Source organism: uncultured Olsenella sp., assembly GCF_959602185.1.
GTDB lineage: Bacteria > Actinomycetota > Coriobacteriia > Coriobacteriales > Atopobiaceae > Olsenella_I > Olsenella_I phocaeensis.
The window spans coordinates 1-15,064 of the sequence record NZ_CAUGRZ010000014.1; the positions used below are offsets into that span (position 1 = coordinate 1).

15 protein-coding genes and 1 other RNA gene are annotated in these 15,064 nt (G+C 64.2%); 5 read left to right on the plus strand and 11 right to left on the minus strand.

Going from position 1 to position 15,064, the window contains the following annotated elements:
- The 3 genes from Q5923_RS08965 to Q5923_RS08975 all read left to right on the plus strand — a co-directional run.
- Nucleotides 1-667: GH32 C-terminal domain-containing protein (locus tag Q5923_RS08965; RefSeq protein WP_303133566.1), on the plus strand; the 667-nt coding region annotated here is incomplete at its 5' end.
- Nucleotides 668-732: 65 nt separating this feature from the next.
- Nucleotides 733-2,148 carry a sucrose phosphorylase gene (gtfA, locus tag Q5923_RS08970; protein WP_303133568.1) on the plus strand — a complete coding sequence of 472 codons (1,416 nt, stop codon included), beginning with the start codon at nt 733-735 and terminating at the stop codon, nt 2,146-2,148.
- 67 nt (nt 2,149-2,215) lie between these two features.
- Complete coding sequence (locus Q5923_RS08975) at nt 2,216-3,115, plus strand: HAD-IIB family hydrolase (protein ID WP_303133570.1); 900 nt, start codon at nt 2,216-2,218, stop codon at nt 3,113-3,115.
- 208 nt (nt 3,116-3,323) lie between these two features.
- On the opposite strand, the gene Q5923_RS08980 is transcribed toward Q5923_RS08975, so the two are convergent.
- From Q5923_RS08980 to Q5923_RS09000, 5 genes are all read right to left on the minus strand, one after another.
- Nucleotides 3,324-4,847 (minus strand): glycoside hydrolase family 32 protein, encoded by a 1,524-nt coding sequence (locus tag Q5923_RS08980; RefSeq protein ID WP_303133571.1) that lies wholly within the window; start codon nt 4,845-4,847, stop codon nt 3,324-3,326.
- 60 nt (nt 4,848-4,907) lie between these two features.
- Entirely contained in the window at nt 4,908-5,858 is a 951-nt protein-coding gene (locus Q5923_RS08985; protein WP_303133573.1) for a carbohydrate kinase family protein, read from the minus strand.
- A gap of 110 nt (nt 5,859-5,968) precedes the next feature.
- Entirely contained in the window at nt 5,969-7,933 is a 1,965-nt protein-coding gene (locus Q5923_RS08990; RefSeq protein ID WP_303133575.1) for a PTS beta-glucoside transporter subunit IIBCA, read from the minus strand.
- A 200-nt stretch (nt 7,934-8,133) separates the two neighbouring features.
- Entirely contained in the window at nt 8,134-9,126 is a 993-nt protein-coding gene (locus Q5923_RS08995) for a LacI family DNA-binding transcriptional regulator (protein ID WP_072500186.1), read from the minus strand.
- A complete protein-coding gene (locus Q5923_RS09000) occupies nt 9,123-10,046 on the minus strand; it encodes a patatin family protein (protein ID WP_303133578.1) in 924 nt (307 codons plus the stop codon). The genes Q5923_RS08995 and Q5923_RS09000 overlap by 4 nt, the downstream gene beginning before the upstream one ends.
- 148 nt (nt 10,047-10,194) lie before the next feature.
- Here Q5923_RS09000 and Q5923_RS09005 point away from each other — a divergent pair, with 148 nt between their 5' ends.
- Entirely contained in the window at nt 10,195-10,704 is a 510-nt protein-coding gene (locus Q5923_RS09005; protein WP_072500188.1) for a flavin reductase family protein, read from the plus strand.
- Between the two features lie 158 nt (nt 10,705-10,862).
- On the opposite strand, the gene ssrA is transcribed toward Q5923_RS09005, so the two are convergent.
- From ssrA to Q5923_RS09025, 4 genes are all read right to left on the minus strand, one after another.
- Nucleotides 10,863-11,227, minus strand: a transfer-messenger RNA (tmRNA) gene (gene ssrA, locus Q5923_RS09010).
- Nucleotides 11,228-11,441: 214 nt separating this feature from the next.
- Nucleotides 11,442-12,629 (minus strand): ABC transporter permease, encoded by a 1,188-nt coding sequence (locus tag Q5923_RS09015; protein WP_303133581.1) that lies wholly within the window; start codon nt 12,627-12,629, stop codon nt 11,442-11,444.
- Nucleotides 12,616-13,041 (minus strand): ABC transporter permease, encoded by a 426-nt coding sequence (locus tag Q5923_RS09020; protein ID WP_368501964.1) that lies wholly within the window; start codon nt 13,039-13,041, stop codon nt 12,616-12,618. Before Q5923_RS09020 ends, Q5923_RS09015 begins: the two co-directional genes overlap by 14 nt.
- A 9-nt stretch (nt 13,042-13,050) precedes the next feature.
- Nucleotides 13,051-13,578, minus strand: a complete 528-nt coding sequence (locus Q5923_RS09025; RefSeq protein ID WP_231782216.1) for a hypothetical protein — start codon at nt 13,576-13,578, stop codon at nt 13,051-13,053.
- A 52-nt stretch (nt 13,579-13,630) separates the two neighbouring features.
- On the opposite strand from Q5923_RS09025, the gene Q5923_RS09030 reads away from it, so the two are divergent.
- Nucleotides 13,631-13,909, plus strand: a complete 279-nt coding sequence (locus Q5923_RS09030) for a response regulator transcription factor (protein ID WP_231782215.1) — start codon at nt 13,631-13,633, stop codon at nt 13,907-13,909.
- 33 nt (nt 13,910-13,942) lie between these two features.
- Here the strand turns inward: Q5923_RS09030 and Q5923_RS09035 are convergent, their stop codons facing one another.
- A complete protein-coding gene (locus Q5923_RS09035; RefSeq protein WP_062529319.1) occupies nt 13,943-14,620 on the minus strand; it encodes a YoaK family protein in 678 nt (225 codons plus the stop codon).
- A 150-nt stretch (nt 14,621-14,770) separates the two neighbouring features.
- Complete coding sequence (locus Q5923_RS09040; protein WP_009278154.1) at nt 14,771-14,911, minus strand: rubredoxin-like domain-containing protein; 141 nt, start codon at nt 14,909-14,911, stop codon at nt 14,771-14,773.
- Nucleotides 14,912-15,064 lie beyond the last annotated feature (153 nt).

A 15,064-nucleotide genomic window follows, 5' to 3' on the forward strand; every position in this document is an offset into this window, starting at 1 on the left:
GGTCGACGGGAGCACCGTGCTCCTCGCCTCGCTGATGGGCTATGAGGGCGGCAGCGACCAAAGCGTCTGCTTCGTCGTCGACTACGACGAAGCGGGCTGCTCCATCGAGTTCACTGGCGAGCGGCGCCTCACCGACTACGGCCACGACTTCTATGCGCCGCAGACCACGACCGATGCCGAGGGTCGTCGCGTCATGGTGGGCTGGATGCGCATGCCCGAGCCCGTCGACGACACGTGGATCGGCATGTTCACCGCACCGCGCATAATCGAGGTCGTCAACGGGCACACCTACTTCCGCCTGCATCCCAACGTACGCCATGCCATCGCCCACCGCACCAATGCGTCAACGCACCACCGTCCCTATCTCTTCGGGACCACCTTGCACGAAGGCGACCACATCGACATCGGCGGTCTGCGCGTGTGGCAGGACAAGAACCGCGTCCACGTCGACCGCAGCAAGGTCTACCGTCCGCGCGAGGGCTTCACGCATATGCACTCCATGACGCCCGAGGTGGCAGACGAGAACAAAATCGAGATGCTCGTGCACGGGCACATCGTCGAGGTCTACGTCAATGACGGCGAGTACGTCATCAGCAACATGGTCTATGGCCTGGGCAACTCGATGTCCACCAACTCGTCAGCGGACTTCACCATCCTCGGCCTCTAGGCCACGGCCGAGCCACGCACGGAGGCACGACATCCACAGCACCCACCAGCCGCAGGGAGAGTCACATGAGGTTCGAGAACAAGATCATGCTCATCACCTACGCCGACAGCCTGGGGAAGAACCTCCGGGACCTCGACCAGGTGCTTGCCAGGCACTTCGACAAGGCCGTGGGCGGGGTGCACATACTGCCCTTCTTTCCTAGCTCGGCAGACCGCGGCTTCGCCCCCATGCGCTATGACATCGTCGACCCCGCCCTTGGCAGCTGGGATGACGTGCGTCGCATAGGCGAGAGGCGCTATCTGATGTTCGACTTCATGATCAACCACATCTCGCGCCAATCTCCCTACTTCCAGGACTTCCTGGCCAAGAAGGACGAGTCCGAGTTCGCCGACTTCTTCATCAGGTACAAGGACTTCTGGCCGGGAGGGGCCCCGACCCAGGAGCAGGTGGACGCCATCTACAAGCGCAAGCCCAAGGCGCCGAGCGTCGTGGCGGAGTTCGCGGATGGCAGCCGCGAGGACGTGTGGTGCACCTTCGGGGAGGAGCAGATCGACATCAACATCAAGTCCGATCGCGCCCAGAGCTTCTTCCGCGAGACGCTGACCCACATGGCCGAGAACAACGCCTCCATCATCCGCCTCGACGCCTTCGCCTACGCCGCAAAGCGAGCAGGCAGCAGCTGCTTCTTCGTGGAGCCGGATACGACCGAGCTCCTGCGTGACATGCAGGAGGTGCTTGACCCCTACGACGTCATGGTGCTCCCCGAGATTCACGAGCACTACACCATCCAGATGCAGGTCGCGGACAAGGGCTACTGGGTCTACGACTTCGCCCTGCCCGTGCTGACCCTGCATGCCCTCTATTCGGGCGAGGGCAGCTACCTCGCAAACTGGCTCACGATGAGCCCCAAGCACCAGTTCACCACCCTCGACACCCACGACGGCCTGGGCATCGTCGACGTGAAGGACCTGCTGCCCGACGAAGCCGTCGACTACACCAAGGACAAGATGTTCTCGGAGGGGGCCAACGTCAAGAAGGTCTACAACACCGAGGCATACAACAACCTCGACATCTATCAGGTCAACACCACCTACTACTCCGCACTCGGCAATGACGATGACGCCTACCTGCTCGCCCGCGCCATCCAGTTCTTCGCCCGCGGCGTGCCCATGGTCTACTACGTCGGCCTTCTCGCTGGCAGCAACGACATAGAGCTGCTCGAGTCCACCAAGGAGGGCCGCAACATCAACCGCCACTACTACAGCGTCGACGAGATAGACCGCGAGGTCGAGCGCCCCGTCGTGAGGGACCTCGTCGGGCTGATGGAGCTGCGGAACAGCCATCCCGCGTTCGACATCGAGGGCGAGCTCGAGGCAGACGCCCAGGGCAGCAGGCTTCGCATCCGCCGCACCGCAGGCGAAGCCTGGGCGCAGCTCGACGCGGACCTCTCGTCGCATTCCTTCGAGGTAACACACTCGTAGGGACATGGCCACCGACGGGCACGGCGCCCTCCAACCCAGCCGGAGCCCGAACACGAAGGAGCACCCCTTGCTACCCGCAAACACGCACTTCCCCCAAGGCATCGGCGCGGCATTCTATGACCTGGACGGCACCATCCTCGACCTGACCCGCGTCTCCGAGCGCACGGTCGCCGCCCTGGAGGCCGTGCATGCGGCGGGCTGCGCCAACGTCATCTCGACCGGCCGCAACCTGCCCATCGTGCTCGACGCCATCAGGCTGCCCTGCATCGACTACTACATCACCGTCAACGGCGGGCAAATCCTCGACGGAGAAGGCCGTCACCTGGCGAGCAAGGCCATCCCCCGCGACATGGCGCTCGATATGGAACATTGGCTGCACTCCCGCGGCGCCGGCCTCAACGTGCTCACCTCGAGGGGGGCCTACTTCGAGAAGCGACTCGTGTCCTACATGACCCAGGCCGTGCATCGACTGGACGACAGCAGCACCCTGAGCGACGAGGACCTCGACGAAGAGATCTCGAGCATCCCCAACCGCTTCACCGTCGACGACGTCGAACCCGAGATTCTCGCGGTCGACGAGGTGACGAGCTTCGTCGAGAAGATGGGTGCCTGCTTCGACACCGCAGACGACCTGGCGCGCGATGCCGCAGAGTTGGAAGGGCGAGGAGACCTGCAGATTGCCGTCGTCACCCCCACCGAGATAGAGATCACCCTCAAGGGGGTCGAGAAGGGCTCGGGCATCGAATGGGTGCGGGAGCGGCTGGGGCTGGACAGGGAGCAGCTCGTGGCCTTCGGCGACTCGGGCAACGACCTGCCCATGGTGCCCCATGTGGGAGCCTTCGTCGCCGTGGGCAACGCCTCCGAGGCGGTCATGTCGCAGGCAACATGTGTCGTCGACACGATGTGGGAGGACGGCGTCGCCAGGTGGCTCGAGCACGCCCTCGAGGGTGAGTGGTACGAGGCGTAGCCACTGACTTGTCCGCCGCAGCGGAGGTTTGGGACAATGCGCGGCTGGCCCACCCCGTAGGGAGAGAGCCAGCCGCGCACTCCATTCGCAAACTGCGCGTGACTTCACGATGACCTGCAGCTTCGCACAGGCGCGCGCAAACTACGGCTAATCTGCGCGCGCCCGTGGCCACGTGCAATGCCACGCGTCACGCGGGCGTGCTACGCCCCTAGCCCACGTTGTTGAAGACAAAGGCGCCCATCTCCCAGGCGCCGTGCCATGCCTGGAGGTCAGACGTCACGTGCAAGTCGGTAACCTCCAGGGGATACCAGCGCGTGGTCATGGTCTTCTCTCCCCCGTTTACGTAAATCTCTATGACAGAGGTGTCCACCAGGATGCGCAGGTCGGTCACGCGTCCCGCGCTCAAGGCCGAAAGGGGCAGGCGGCGATTGGTGCGCCAGCGTCCCGAGGGACTCTGAAAGTCGAGCTCGAGCATGTCCCCATGGAGGAGGAGCTCGAGGTCGGAGCCAATGATGACGCGCCCCTCTCCCTTGATGTCCTTGATGAGCACGTCCGCCGTCCCGTTGGGGAAACGGGCCGACTTCGCCCCCGTGACGTCGAACATGTCGCAGGTCGTCTGCGACCCCACATAGCCCGTGGCGCCCGGCGCGGCGCCCTCGCTAAACTCGACTTCCGTGCCGCGCAGGGAGTCCACCTCCTCGACGGGCCAGAAGCACACCTGGCCGGACTTATTGAGGGAGAGCTCGCGCGGCAGGGTCAGCGTGTGCATCCACTCGCGTGTCGGTGTCTCGTACTGGAACTCCACGTCCGGCAGGCCGATCCATCCCACGCAGAGCACGCGGCCGCGCTCATCTTCGAAGACCTGGGGGCAGTAGAAGTCGAAGCCGTAGTCGGTCTCGACGAAGTCCCCCTCGTCGAAGCAGGCATAGGGCCCCTCGCCGTCCATTCCCTTCAGGTCCCGCCCAAGCAGGTCGATGACCTTCCCCTCCACCGGGAAGTAGCCGCAGTTGTGGATGTTCTGGTACTTGAACGGCTGCTTGGGGACCCCTTGGGGACACACGAAGAGGAACTCCCGACCGTCCAGTCGAACGGCGTTGGGGCATTCCCACATATAGCCGAAGCCCCTTCTGCCGCGCGACGTCGCCGACCCCTCGAACTCCCAGGCGAGCCCATCGCCCGAGCGATATAGGAGCACGGCGCCACGACTGTCCGACGTACGGGCGCCCAGCAGCATGTGGAAGGCCCCGTCCTGCTCCCACACCTTGGGGTCGCGCACGTGGTTGGAGCAGTATGCGGGATATCCCTCGTTGTCGAGGACGCAGACCTTCTCGCTGAACGTGTTGCCGTCCTCGGAGGTCACGAGTATCTCGTTTGCACGACGCCCCTCGAAGTCATAGTCATGCTCGCCGGGGTCGAGCACGTTGCCCGTGTAGTAGCACCACAGCCTGTCATCCTTGACCAGCGCGGACCCCGAGTAGGAGCCGTTGCGGTCAAGCTCGCAATCGGGCCGGATCACCTCGCCATGGAAGGTCCAGCTCACGAGGTCCTCGCTCGTCCAGTGCCCCCAGCCATGCCCCACGGCGGGCCACTTGGGCGTGTACTGGTGAAACCAGTGGTAGACCCCGTTGAGCTGGGACAGGCCGTTGGGGTCGGTCAGGCCGCCCGTGGGCGTCTGCAGGTGGAAGCGCAGTCGCCAGTTGTGCTTGGGGTTCCAGTTGATGTCAACGGCCATGGGGCTTCCTCGATTCGGGAGGGTTGACGTGAGTGCGCGCGAGGGGCAGGCGTCGGCTGGCTACGCCAGGACCCCAAGCACTTCGGCACGCTCGGGCATCGCGGGGATGCCGCCACGCTTGCGGACGCAGAGCGACGCCACGGCATTGCCCATGCGAGCCATCCCCACTGCCTCATCAAGTGTCACCTCTGCGGGGGCCAGACCGCTTTCGAGAAAGGCGGCAAGGAACCCGCCCCAGAAGGAGTCGCCGGCACCCGTGGTGTCCACCGCCTCGGTCTTGAACGGCGGAACTGCCGTGGCGCCATCTTTGGTGCATACCAGGGCGCCTTCGGAGCCCAGGGTGACGCAGCAGACCTTCACTCCACCAGAGACCAGCGCCCTCGCCGCTTCGGCGGGGTCGCGGCGACCGGTCAGCAGCTCGCACTCGTTGTCACTCATCTTCATGATGTCCATGTAAGGCACCACGGCGCGCATCTGCTCCATGGCCGCCTCCACGCCCGGCCAGAGGTTGGCGCGGTAATTGGGGTCATAGCTCATAACGCAGCCGGCGGACCTTGCCACGTCCAGCGCAGCGAAGGTCGCGGAGCGTGCAGGTTCGTCGGTGAGGGAGAGGGAGCCGATGTGGAAGACCCTGCTCTCGGCGATGAGCCTCGTGTCGAGCTCGTCGGTGGTGATCTGGGTGTCGGCCCCAGGCTTGCGCGCGAACGAGAAGGAACGGTCTCCCTGCTCGTCGAGCGCCACGAAGGCCAGGGTCGTGAAGTAGCTCGGATCCGTCAGCAACCCTCGCACGTCGATGTTGTTGGCCTCCATCGTGGCACGCAGGAACCTGCCGTGCATGTCGTCACCGACCTTGCCCAGAAAGGCAGTCTGGTGACCCAGGCGCTGGAGGGCGACCAGCACGTTTGCCGGTGCACCCCCAGGGTTTCGCTCGAAGAGCTTCTGGCCGGCGTCAGATATGCCCGCGTCCGTAAAGTCTATGAGCACCTCACCCATGGCAGTAACGTCAATCATGCCGAGCTCCCTTTCAAACGATGGGTCGGCCCACAAGGGCCCTCATTCCAACGGGGGGCAGCCGCTCGTGGCAGCCGCCCCCCCACACGCGCATGTCTGGCGCAAGCGCCCTATCCGAGTTCGATGAGCGCGGCTCCGGCCTTCACCGCGCCGCCAGTGTGGGTGTTGACGGCCCCGTACTCGTCAGTGTTGGTGACGATGACCATGGTCGTCGGATCGAGATTGGCGGCCTTGATGGCACCGAGGTCGACCTCCATGAGCAGGTCACCCTTCTTGACTACCGCACCCACGGTGGTGTGAGGCGTGAAGGGTGCGCCCTTGAGGTTGACGGTGTCGATGCCGATATGGATCAGAATCTCGGCACCCTCGTCAGAGAGCAGGCCGATGGCGTGGCCGGTCTCGGCCAGGACCGTGACGGTGCCCGTGACGGGGGCGTACATCTTGCCGTCGCTGGGAACCACGGCGGCGCCGTCACCCATCGCCTTGCTGGCGAAGACGGGGTCGTCCACCTGATCGAGGCCGATCGCCTGACCGGCGCAGGGCGCAAAGATGACCTCGGCGTCGGTGGGGGCGGTGACACCCTGGTTGGACTGGGCGACGCTCGCGGCGACCGCAGCGGTCTGGTTGGCAGCCGCCTGGGTGGAGGCGACGGCCTGCTCGGGCAGGGACTTGCCCTGCCTCTTGGCGTCGGCCTCGTCGGAGTAGAGGGTCCAGGTGATACCGAAGGCGACCGCAAAGGCGGCAGCGAACATGATGACATAGCCAACGGCATTGTCGATGCAGAGCAAGATGCCGAAGATGCCGGTCACGCCGGTGCCGGTGGCAGAGAGGTTGGTGAAGTAGCAGATCACGCAGCCGACGGCAGAGCCGACCATGCCAGCGACGAAGGGCTTGACCTTGGGCAGGTTGACGCCGAAGATTGCGGGCTCGGTGATGCCAAGCAGGCAGGAGATGCCGGAGGGCACCGCGAGGGCCTTGGTCTTGTCAGACCTGGTCTTGAGGGCAACGGCCAGGCAGGCACCGCCCTGCGCGATGTTTGCGGCAGAGGCCAGGGGCAGCCAGTAGGTGACGCCGTGCTGGGCGATCATCGAGACGTCGATGGCGGTGTACATCTGGTGCAGGCCAGTGACGACCGACGGGCTGTAGATCAGGCCGATGACCGCGTTGCCAAGGCCGAAGGGAACGGAGAGCAAGGCCATGAGCAGGCCAAGGATGGCGTTCTCGAGGAAGACGAAGATGGGGCCGATGAAGAGGATCGTCACGTAGGCCGCGATCGAGACGGACAGGAGCGGCGTCAGGAAGAGGTCGAACATCTCGGGGACGATCTTGTGCAGGCGCTTCTCGAAGAAGCAGAGAATCCAGACTCCCACGAGGATGGGGATGACATGCCCCTGGTAGCCCACCCAGTCGATGCTATAGAGACCGGGGACGACGTTGAAGGTGACCATCGTGCCGTCGGCGATGGCGGTGGAGGCGTTGTATGCGTTGATGAAGTCACCGCTGATGAGCAAGGCACCCAGTGACGCGCCGAGGTAGGGGTTGCCGCCGAAGACGGTTGCGGCGGAGAAGCCCAGGAGGATCTGGAGGTTCGCAAGCGCGCAGGCGTTGATCAGGCCCGCGATCTTCCAGTACACGTTGTTGGAGAGGTCGACGTTCGGGAAGAGGAAGGGGATGGCCCCCATGATGCCCATGAGCATGCCGGAGGCGACGATTGCCGGGATGATGGGGACGAAGACGTCAGAGAGGACCTTGATGGCCGCCATGAACTTGTTCTGGTTCTTGGCGGCAGCCTCCTTGACCTCGGCCTTGCTCGCCGCGCTGATGTTGCCCTGGCCGATGAACTCGTCGTAGACCTTGTCGACCGTGCCCGTGCCAAAGATGATCTGCAGCTGGCCCGAGGCCTCGAAGTTGCCCTTCGCGCCGGGGATGTCCTCGAGCTTGTCCTTGTCAATCTTGCCGTTGTCGGCAATCACGAGGCGTAGTCGGGTCGCGCAATGAGCGGCGGACACGACGTTTGACGCGCCTCCGATCGCCTCCAGCGTGGCCCTTGCGGCCTCTTTGTAATCCAGCGCCATTCTTCCTCCCTTGTCCTGCTACGACCTGCAGTCTTAGGTCTGTGTGAAATCGTTCTCACACCTTTGAATAAGATTAGGAGGACGCCTTCACAAAAGGAACACCTTTTGCCGAGCGCATGCGAACGGTAGGTTTTTGTCGACAAACGGGGAACTTTGCAGGCGGGCGAACCTGCCGCTCCCTCGCCGACGGAGGCGAAGGACTATGCAGGACTGTGCGTCGAGCCTCCCAGGACGAGCTTGTAGCCCATCTTGACCTCATGCGGGGCTGCCTCGCTCTGCTCCATCAGCTCGAGGAGCATGCGTGCCGCCTCCGCGCCGCTGGTGCGATAGTAGTAGTGGGCGGTGGTGAGGCTGGGGCTCACCACCTTGGCGAGCATGGAGTCGCCTAGCCCCGTGAGGCGCACGTCCCCCGGCACGACGCGTCCGCTGTCGTGGAGGTACAGCAGGGCACCCGCCGCGATCTCGTCGGTGGCGCAGACGATGGCGTCCGTCTGAGGATGGGCCTCCATGATCCTTGCCGCGCAATCGAAGCCCGACCGCACGTTGAACCTGCCTTCCTCGATGGGTGCCGCGTCCACGTCGAACCCCTGGTGCCCGATGGCGTCGACGAAGGCCTTGCGACGAAGGAAGCCCGTCGCGTAGTCCCTCTCGGGCACGGCTATGAAGGCAGGATGGCTGCTGCCCACGGTACAGCAGAGCGTGAGGTCATACATGCTGTCATAGTCGTTGAAGTAGACGCAGTTGACGCCTTTGACATGCTGGCCCAGCACCACGAGGGGCAGGGGAAGGCTCCTGAAGAGTCGCTCGTGCTCTTCCGTTATCTCAGTCCCGATGAGGATGATGCCGTCGCTCCGGCCCTGGTCGGCCAAGGACTTGATGTATGAGATCTCTGCCGATCCGTCGCCGTCCGTGTTGGCGAGCACGGTGCTGTAACCCGAGGCGACAAGGACTGAGGTGATGCCCGCAACCTCCCGCGCGATGGACTCGGAACTGATCTTGGGGATGATGACCCCAACGAACTGCGTCTTGCCCGTGCGCAGGGTGCGCGCCTGCTGGGACGGCACATAACCCGTCTGCTCGATCACGCGGGCAATGCGCTTGCGCTTCTCCTCGCTGACATACCCGTCGTTGAGGTAGCGCGACACGGTGGCCCGCGACACGTTCGCCATCTGGGCGATTTCGTTGATGGTCATGCCCTGTCCCCCCAAGACGCGCCCGGCCGTCCCGCGAGGAAGGCACGGACCTCGTCCAGGCGCTTGGTCGCCTGCTCCCTGCCCTGCAGGTAGAGGTCCAGCAGCTTCCCCCCGTCATGCTCGTTGGTCGAAACCTCGACGGGCTGCGCGGGCGCTATCACCAGGACCGGGCTCGACTCCTCGGCCTCGAGGGCGAAAAGCCTCTCGCGCTTGGCGTTGTACGAGGAGGCACGCACGGAAAGGGCCTCCTCGTAGTAGGGGAAGCCGTCGTAGCGATGGCTCCGCACCGTGATGCGCTCGTTGAGGCCGGACTTCTGGTAGTCGCGGTCCTGCGTGATCACCACCAAGGCGCGATCGGCCGGTTCGTAGCCCTCGACCTTCGCCGCGCCCTCACGCCCCAACGCCACCTCGAAGGGGATGGAGTCCGTGGTGCCGCCATCCAGGTAGCGGTGCCCGTCGATCTGCACCATGCTGGAGACCAGCGGAAGCGAAGCCGAGGCGCGCACCTTGACCACGTCCTCGGGAAAGCTCGCACACTCCAGGTAGGCGGGAGTGCCAAACACCACGTCGCTCGCCACGGCAAACATGCGCGTGGCATTGGCGTTGAAGGCCACGTCGTCACCTGGGTCCAGGTGGTTCTGGATCTCCTCGTACATGAACTCGCCACCAGCGAGGTTGCCCGTCGTGGCAAAGGACCAGAGCGACATGAAGCGCCGGTCGTCCCGGAAGGCGAGCATGATGCGCATCGTGCGCCCGATCTGGCGCGACTTGTAGCTCGCCGCGTTGATGGCACCCGCCGAGACTCCCCAGACGCTTGCGAAGTCGTAGACGCCCCTCTCTTGCAGCACGTCCAGGACGCCAGCCGTGAACATGCCCCTGAAGCCGCCGCCCTCGAGGACGAGCGCGTTGCCTCGTGCCATGCAATCCCCCCTCCCGTCAGTGCCGCCACCCAACGCCAACGGGCCGCTGGCATCGGGCGTCCGAGCCATTCTCATCATGGATGATATAGTGCAGCAAAAGGGAGAGGAGCGCCTGCCACGACTAGGCGCGCACGGGGAAGAGGGCAAGATGGACGCTACTGCATTATTCAAGTTCTCATCTGGTCTGTATGTCGTGTCCGCAAGGGCGGACGACGGTGACGTGGGCGCCTGCGTCATCAACACCGGGCTCCAGCTCACGAGCAAGCCCCTGCAGGTCGCAGTCGTGGTGAACAAGCAGAACCACACGGAGCAGGTGATCGAGAAGGCCGGTCACTTCGCGCTCGCGCCCCTGACCCAGACGGCAGACATGCCCTTCGTCGGCCGCTTTGGCTTCCGCAGCTCAACCGACTTCGACAAGTTCGAGGGCATCCAGAGCGACATGACCGGCAACGGCGACCCCTATCCCACCGAGCACGTCGCGGCAATGGTCTCGTGCAAGGTGGTGCAGAGCCTGGACGTCGGCACCCACATGCTCTTCGTCGGAGAACTGGACGACGCGCGGAACCTCCTTGCGGAGGAGCCCCTCACCTATGCCTATTACCATGCGGTCCTCAAGGGAAAGACGCCTCCGAAGGCCTCGTCCTACGTTCCCGAGTAGGCCAGGAAGCAACAGGCACGTGCCTCGCACGTCGGCGTCATCCTTTCGGGACGGCGCTTTGGCAGCGCCTTTTTAGGGATAGCGCAAAGGCTGACACCACGCGTCGCATGTCACACAAGCCCCCTCCCGCACAAGGTGGGAGGGGGCTGACGTCATCATGGTGGAGGTGCGGAGAATCGAACTCCGGTCCAAAGCAATCCCCTGGCAGGTGTCTCCAAGCTCAGTCGTTGGTTGGCTCTCGGACGCCTCGCACCCAACGACACGCGTTCGGCATCCCAGTTGGTTCGGTCTTAGCCTGCGGCATACCAACCACGTCCGCAGGAGCATCTCCCTAGAATGACGTCACCCCGAAGACGGGAGCGATCCCCGGTTAGACGGCTGCTAGTAAATTAAGCAGCGAGGGCGTAAGAGCCCTGATAAGAGTTGTCGTCAATTCAATTTGACGGTACCCCTGTTTAACGTGGCGAGGAGACCACGGCTTGCTGCCCACCTCAGAACTACCCTGTCGAAACCAGTCACCCCCATGAGGTTGTGGGGCTGCTGCCACCATGCGCGCTGTCAAAGTTCAAGAACGGGCGATGTGCATCGAAGGACGACGCGTCCGGTGTCCGTATTCTACCCAAGGGCGACAAGGGGCGAGGCGGGATTCGGTGAAAGTGCAAGCCCACCACCCGTGCCCCACCCCAGGCTGGGCCTCGGGCACCCGACGTCACGACGAGATGCAGACGGACGCCGTGCTACAGCTCGGCCATTCCCCTGCTACGTCCCACGACGAGCGCCACGAGGAGAATGGCAAGCGCATAGAGCATCGCGACCCCAAGCGAACCGAGCAGCGGAGCTATGGTCAAAAGCGAGACCTCCGAGGGCGCAGAGGCGCCCGTGATAACCTGCGTACACCAAAAGCTGGGCACGAAGTGCGCCGCTGCGACGACCGCCGAAGGAAGCATGCCAAGGTCAATCCACGCGCCCCCCATGAAGGACATGGCCATCCCCAAGATGACGGCAACGGCATTTGCGGCATTCTCGCTTGCTCCGAGCTGACCCAACAGGAAGCCCACGCATGTCGACACGAGCGCATAGACCAGAAGGCCCAGGACCGAGAGCGTCACGAGAGCCGGCGACTCCAACAGGCTCTGCCTTGCAAAGAGGACGACGCCCAGAAGCGAGGTAAGCGCCCACGCGAAGAGGCCGACCGTCAGACATACGGCATAGAGCCGCAGGTTGCGCCTGCGGGCGGTGGTCGGCGCACCCATCCTGCGCTCGCGTATGGCCCGCCCGTTGAGCCTGGTCATCAGGATGGCAATGCAGACGGTGACGCTCGCGAACAGGGGATAGGTGGCGAACATGCAGTAGGTCTGAAACGACTTCGGCAGGGACGTCGTAGCCTGGGGAATCAGGCTTGCCTCGACCTCGCTTTTCATGGCCTCGTTCACGTGCGCCACGATTCCGTCCTGGTCGAAGCCGGTCGTGGCGGCATAGCCATAGAGCCCGCTTGCATAGGACGTGACGCTGGCCTGCATGAGCGCTCCGGCGCCGGACTTGTAGGAGACGTAGGCCTCGAGGCCAGGCGCTGAGGCCCCAGCCCTGGCCGCGGCGACGAGCTTCTCGCCCCAGCCCTCGGGAATCACGAGGATGTAGCTCACCGTGTCCCTGGCAACGGCGTCCTGGATGTCCCGAACGTCATCGGCCAGCTCTCGGTGGTCCCCTTGGGCTAGGACCGCGTCCTTGAGACCCCGAGAGAGCCTGGAGCCATCCCTGTCGATGACCGCAACGCGCGTGGGGTCATACGAGAACGCGGACGCCGGTTGGTCGTTGGAGGCGCTCGCCCCTATGAGGACGCCCATGAGGTTCATGAGAACGAGGTAGATGGCTATGTAGGCCTTATGACCCCAGATGATCTTGAGCAGAGACCTAAAGGTGGGCATAGGAGAGCCTCCTCATGCGAAGGACGGCGACGGCAAAGAACGCGGTTGCCATGGCGAGCAGGACGAGACAGCTCTCGAAGAATGGCCCCAGAGTGTCGTAATACAACAGGGCGTAGAAGCGGTTCGCCATATGCCACAGCGGGTTAGCGTGAGAGAGAGCGGGGGACGCCAGCTCGACGGCGTCCGCCAGACCCTGTGCCGTCGGTCCATAGAGTCCCGTGAAGAGCGAAAGCAGGCAGCTGATTCCCGAGACCGCACCCGTCTCAATACGGGTGGTGCCAAGCGCGGCGCCCAGCGCACAGCTCATCAGGGATGAAACCGCGAGGGCAACGAAGGCATAGCCTGCCTCGCCACCAAAGCCGACTCCCACGACCAGCCACATGAAGAGGTAGGTCGTGCAAAGGCATGCCAGCTCGCAGACTCAGGCCGCCAGCAGCGTCGCCAGGAGAATGCGCCAGCGCGGCGTTCCTGCCATGGCGCTGCGCACGCCAAGGGCCGAAATGCCCGGCTGCGTCCTCTTGACGGCAAGGACGGCCAGCATCATGCCCATTCCGGCGGACATGGCCAGCAGGGAGTAGTAGTAGCGCGCGTCGGGGTCGGGGGCGACCTTGGTGACCTGCAGCTCTTGCGTGTCAACGCCTCGAGAGAAGGTGGTCGTCAAATCACCACCGGCAAGAAGCTGGGGGGCCTGCCTTGCGACGTCGGCAATCTCCATCCGCGTGCGCAGGTAGGAGTTGAGCGCCACCCGCATCGCCGCGGGGCTCAGCTTGCCGTTCAGGGACGCGTCGACGTGCAGCCGGGGAACGCCTTCGCCGTCAACCGTGACGTAGCCGTCTATCGCACCATCGCGCGCCGCCGCAATGGCGTCTGCCTCGCTGCCAAAGCGGCTGAGGGACGCAAGCCCCCCCATCGTCGCCGGATATGAGGTCGAGCATCTGGCCAAGGCCATATGCCCTCTCGTAGTCCCCATCCTCCACGACGCCGAGGCACTCAGGTCAGTGATGGCCGGCCAGAGCGTCCTGGAGGGAGAGGTCCTGGAGAGGGCGACGACGCTGGGCGGGAGCGTTGTGACAGGCGACGAGTCCGCCCTGGCGCCGCTCTCCCAGCGCGAGCGAGAGGTGGTCAGACTCGTCTCGGAGGGCCTCGACAACTCCCAGATCGCCGCGCGCCTATTTCTCTCGGAGGGGACGGTGCGCAATCACATCAGCGCGATCCTTGCCAAGCTCGCCCTGAGGAACCGCACCCAGATAGCCGTCTTCTACTACAAAAGGTGCCAATAGGCAGAACGCCGCCAAGGGCAGGAGGAAGGCGGCCTACGACTTCTGGCTCGCCCTGCCCTCTCGGTCATGGAACATGAGGGTGATGGCCAAGGCGAGAAGCACGCAGCTCACGCGGATGGCAGACAGTTCGAGGGGCGCCAACAGCCAGTTCCCCAACACTGCACCCACGACGAAGCAGGCGATCACGCCGTAGTAGAGCGCCGCCGTCCTGAGGTGGACGCGGCCGCGACCGTGCGCGTACGAGACCAGCGCCTGCGTGCCGCTACGAAGGTTCCCTATGCACATGGTGGTGGCGAATGGCCTGCCGTGGAGCTTTCGAAACGCCTGGACCTGCATGCCACATGCAAGCGAGGTGAGGCTGTTGGCGAGCAGGTTGAGCTCGTCCGGCATGAACGAGACCGCAAGGAGCAGGAGCACCTCGACGACGAGGACGTACTGCCTCCAGTGAAGCCCGCGCGGCATGCGGAGCTTGAGCTCGTGCGCGAGGACGCAGCCCACGGCGAAGCCCAGGACGGGGCAGGCGTAGCGCGTGGCCGCGGCGAAGTCTCCGGCAGAGAGGTGCACCCCCAGGAGCAGCAGGTTTCCCGTCTGGGCGTTGGCGAAGACCTTGCCGCGCCCAAGGTAGGAGTAGGCGTCCATGAGCCCGCCCGAGAGGGCGAGGATGAGGGCGAGCTCTATTGATTCGGATGTCTGCGAAGCGCGCTTGCGCAAGGCTGGGCCTCCCTTGATTCGACCGCCCCCTACCCTACTACGCGTGAGCGAGCCCGTTCGACGCCACACCTGCCCGACACATTCCGTCCCGCGTCAAAAGGGACGGCTGGTTGCCCAGCCGTCCCAAAAGGTCACGCTATGTGGTTCAGGCTACTCCTCGACGAGCTCGAACATGTCGGCACCGACGCCGCACATGGGACAGGTGTAGTCCTCGGGAAGCTCGGGGGTGTCGACCTCGACCTCGAAGCCACAGACGGTGCACACGAACTTGTAGGTCTTCTCGTCAGCCATGGGTGTTTCCTCTCTCCGTTGGCCGCCCGTTCCCCGCGGGCGCGCCAGTTTGTTACCCGAATGGGCGCAATTATCATACCCCACGCAAAGTACCTGCGGCAACGCCGTCTGCCGAGAAGCCATGGCAAACCATGGCCCCAGATGCCCAACTCT

Bases quoted from the DNA above. Each gene is read 5' to 3' on its own strand.
- gtfA (WP_303133568.1), top strand. From the start codon at position 733: ATGAGGTTCGAGAACAAGATCATGCTCATCACCTACGCCGACAGCCTG.
- Q5923_RS08980 (WP_303133571.1), bottom strand. From the start codon at position 4,847: ATGGCCGTTGACATCAACTGGAACCCCAAGCACAACTGGCGACTGCGC.
- Q5923_RS08985 (WP_303133573.1), bottom strand. From the start codon at position 5,858: ATGATTGACGTTACTGCCATGGGTGAGGTGCTCATAGACTTTACGGAC.
- Q5923_RS08990 (WP_303133575.1), bottom strand. From the start codon at position 7,933: ATGGCGCTGGATTACAAAGAGGCCGCAAGGGCCACGCTGGAGGCGATC.
- Q5923_RS08995 (WP_072500186.1), bottom strand. From the start codon at position 9,126: ATGACCATCAACGAAATCGCCCAGATGGCGAACGTGTCGCGGGCCACC.
- Q5923_RS09000 (WP_303133578.1), bottom strand. From the start codon at position 10,046: ATGGCACGAGGCAACGCGCTCGTCCTCGAGGGCGGCGGCTTCAGGGGC.
- Q5923_RS09005 (WP_072500188.1), top strand. From the start codon at position 10,195: ATGGACGCTACTGCATTATTCAAGTTCTCATCTGGTCTGTATGTCGTG.
- Q5923_RS09015 (WP_303133581.1), bottom strand. From the start codon at position 12,629: ATGCCCACCTTTAGGTCTCTGCTCAAGATCATCTGGGGTCATAAGGCC.
- Q5923_RS09025 (WP_231782216.1), bottom strand. From the start codon at position 13,578: ATGGCCTTGGCCAGATGCTCGACCTCATATCCGGCGACGATGGGGGGG.
- Q5923_RS09030 (WP_231782215.1), top strand. From the start codon at position 13,631: ATGGCCGGCCAGAGCGTCCTGGAGGGAGAGGTCCTGGAGAGGGCGACG.
- Q5923_RS09040 (WP_009278154.1), bottom strand. From the start codon at position 14,911: ATGGCTGACGAGAAGACCTACAAGTTCGTGTGCACCGTCTGTGGCTTC.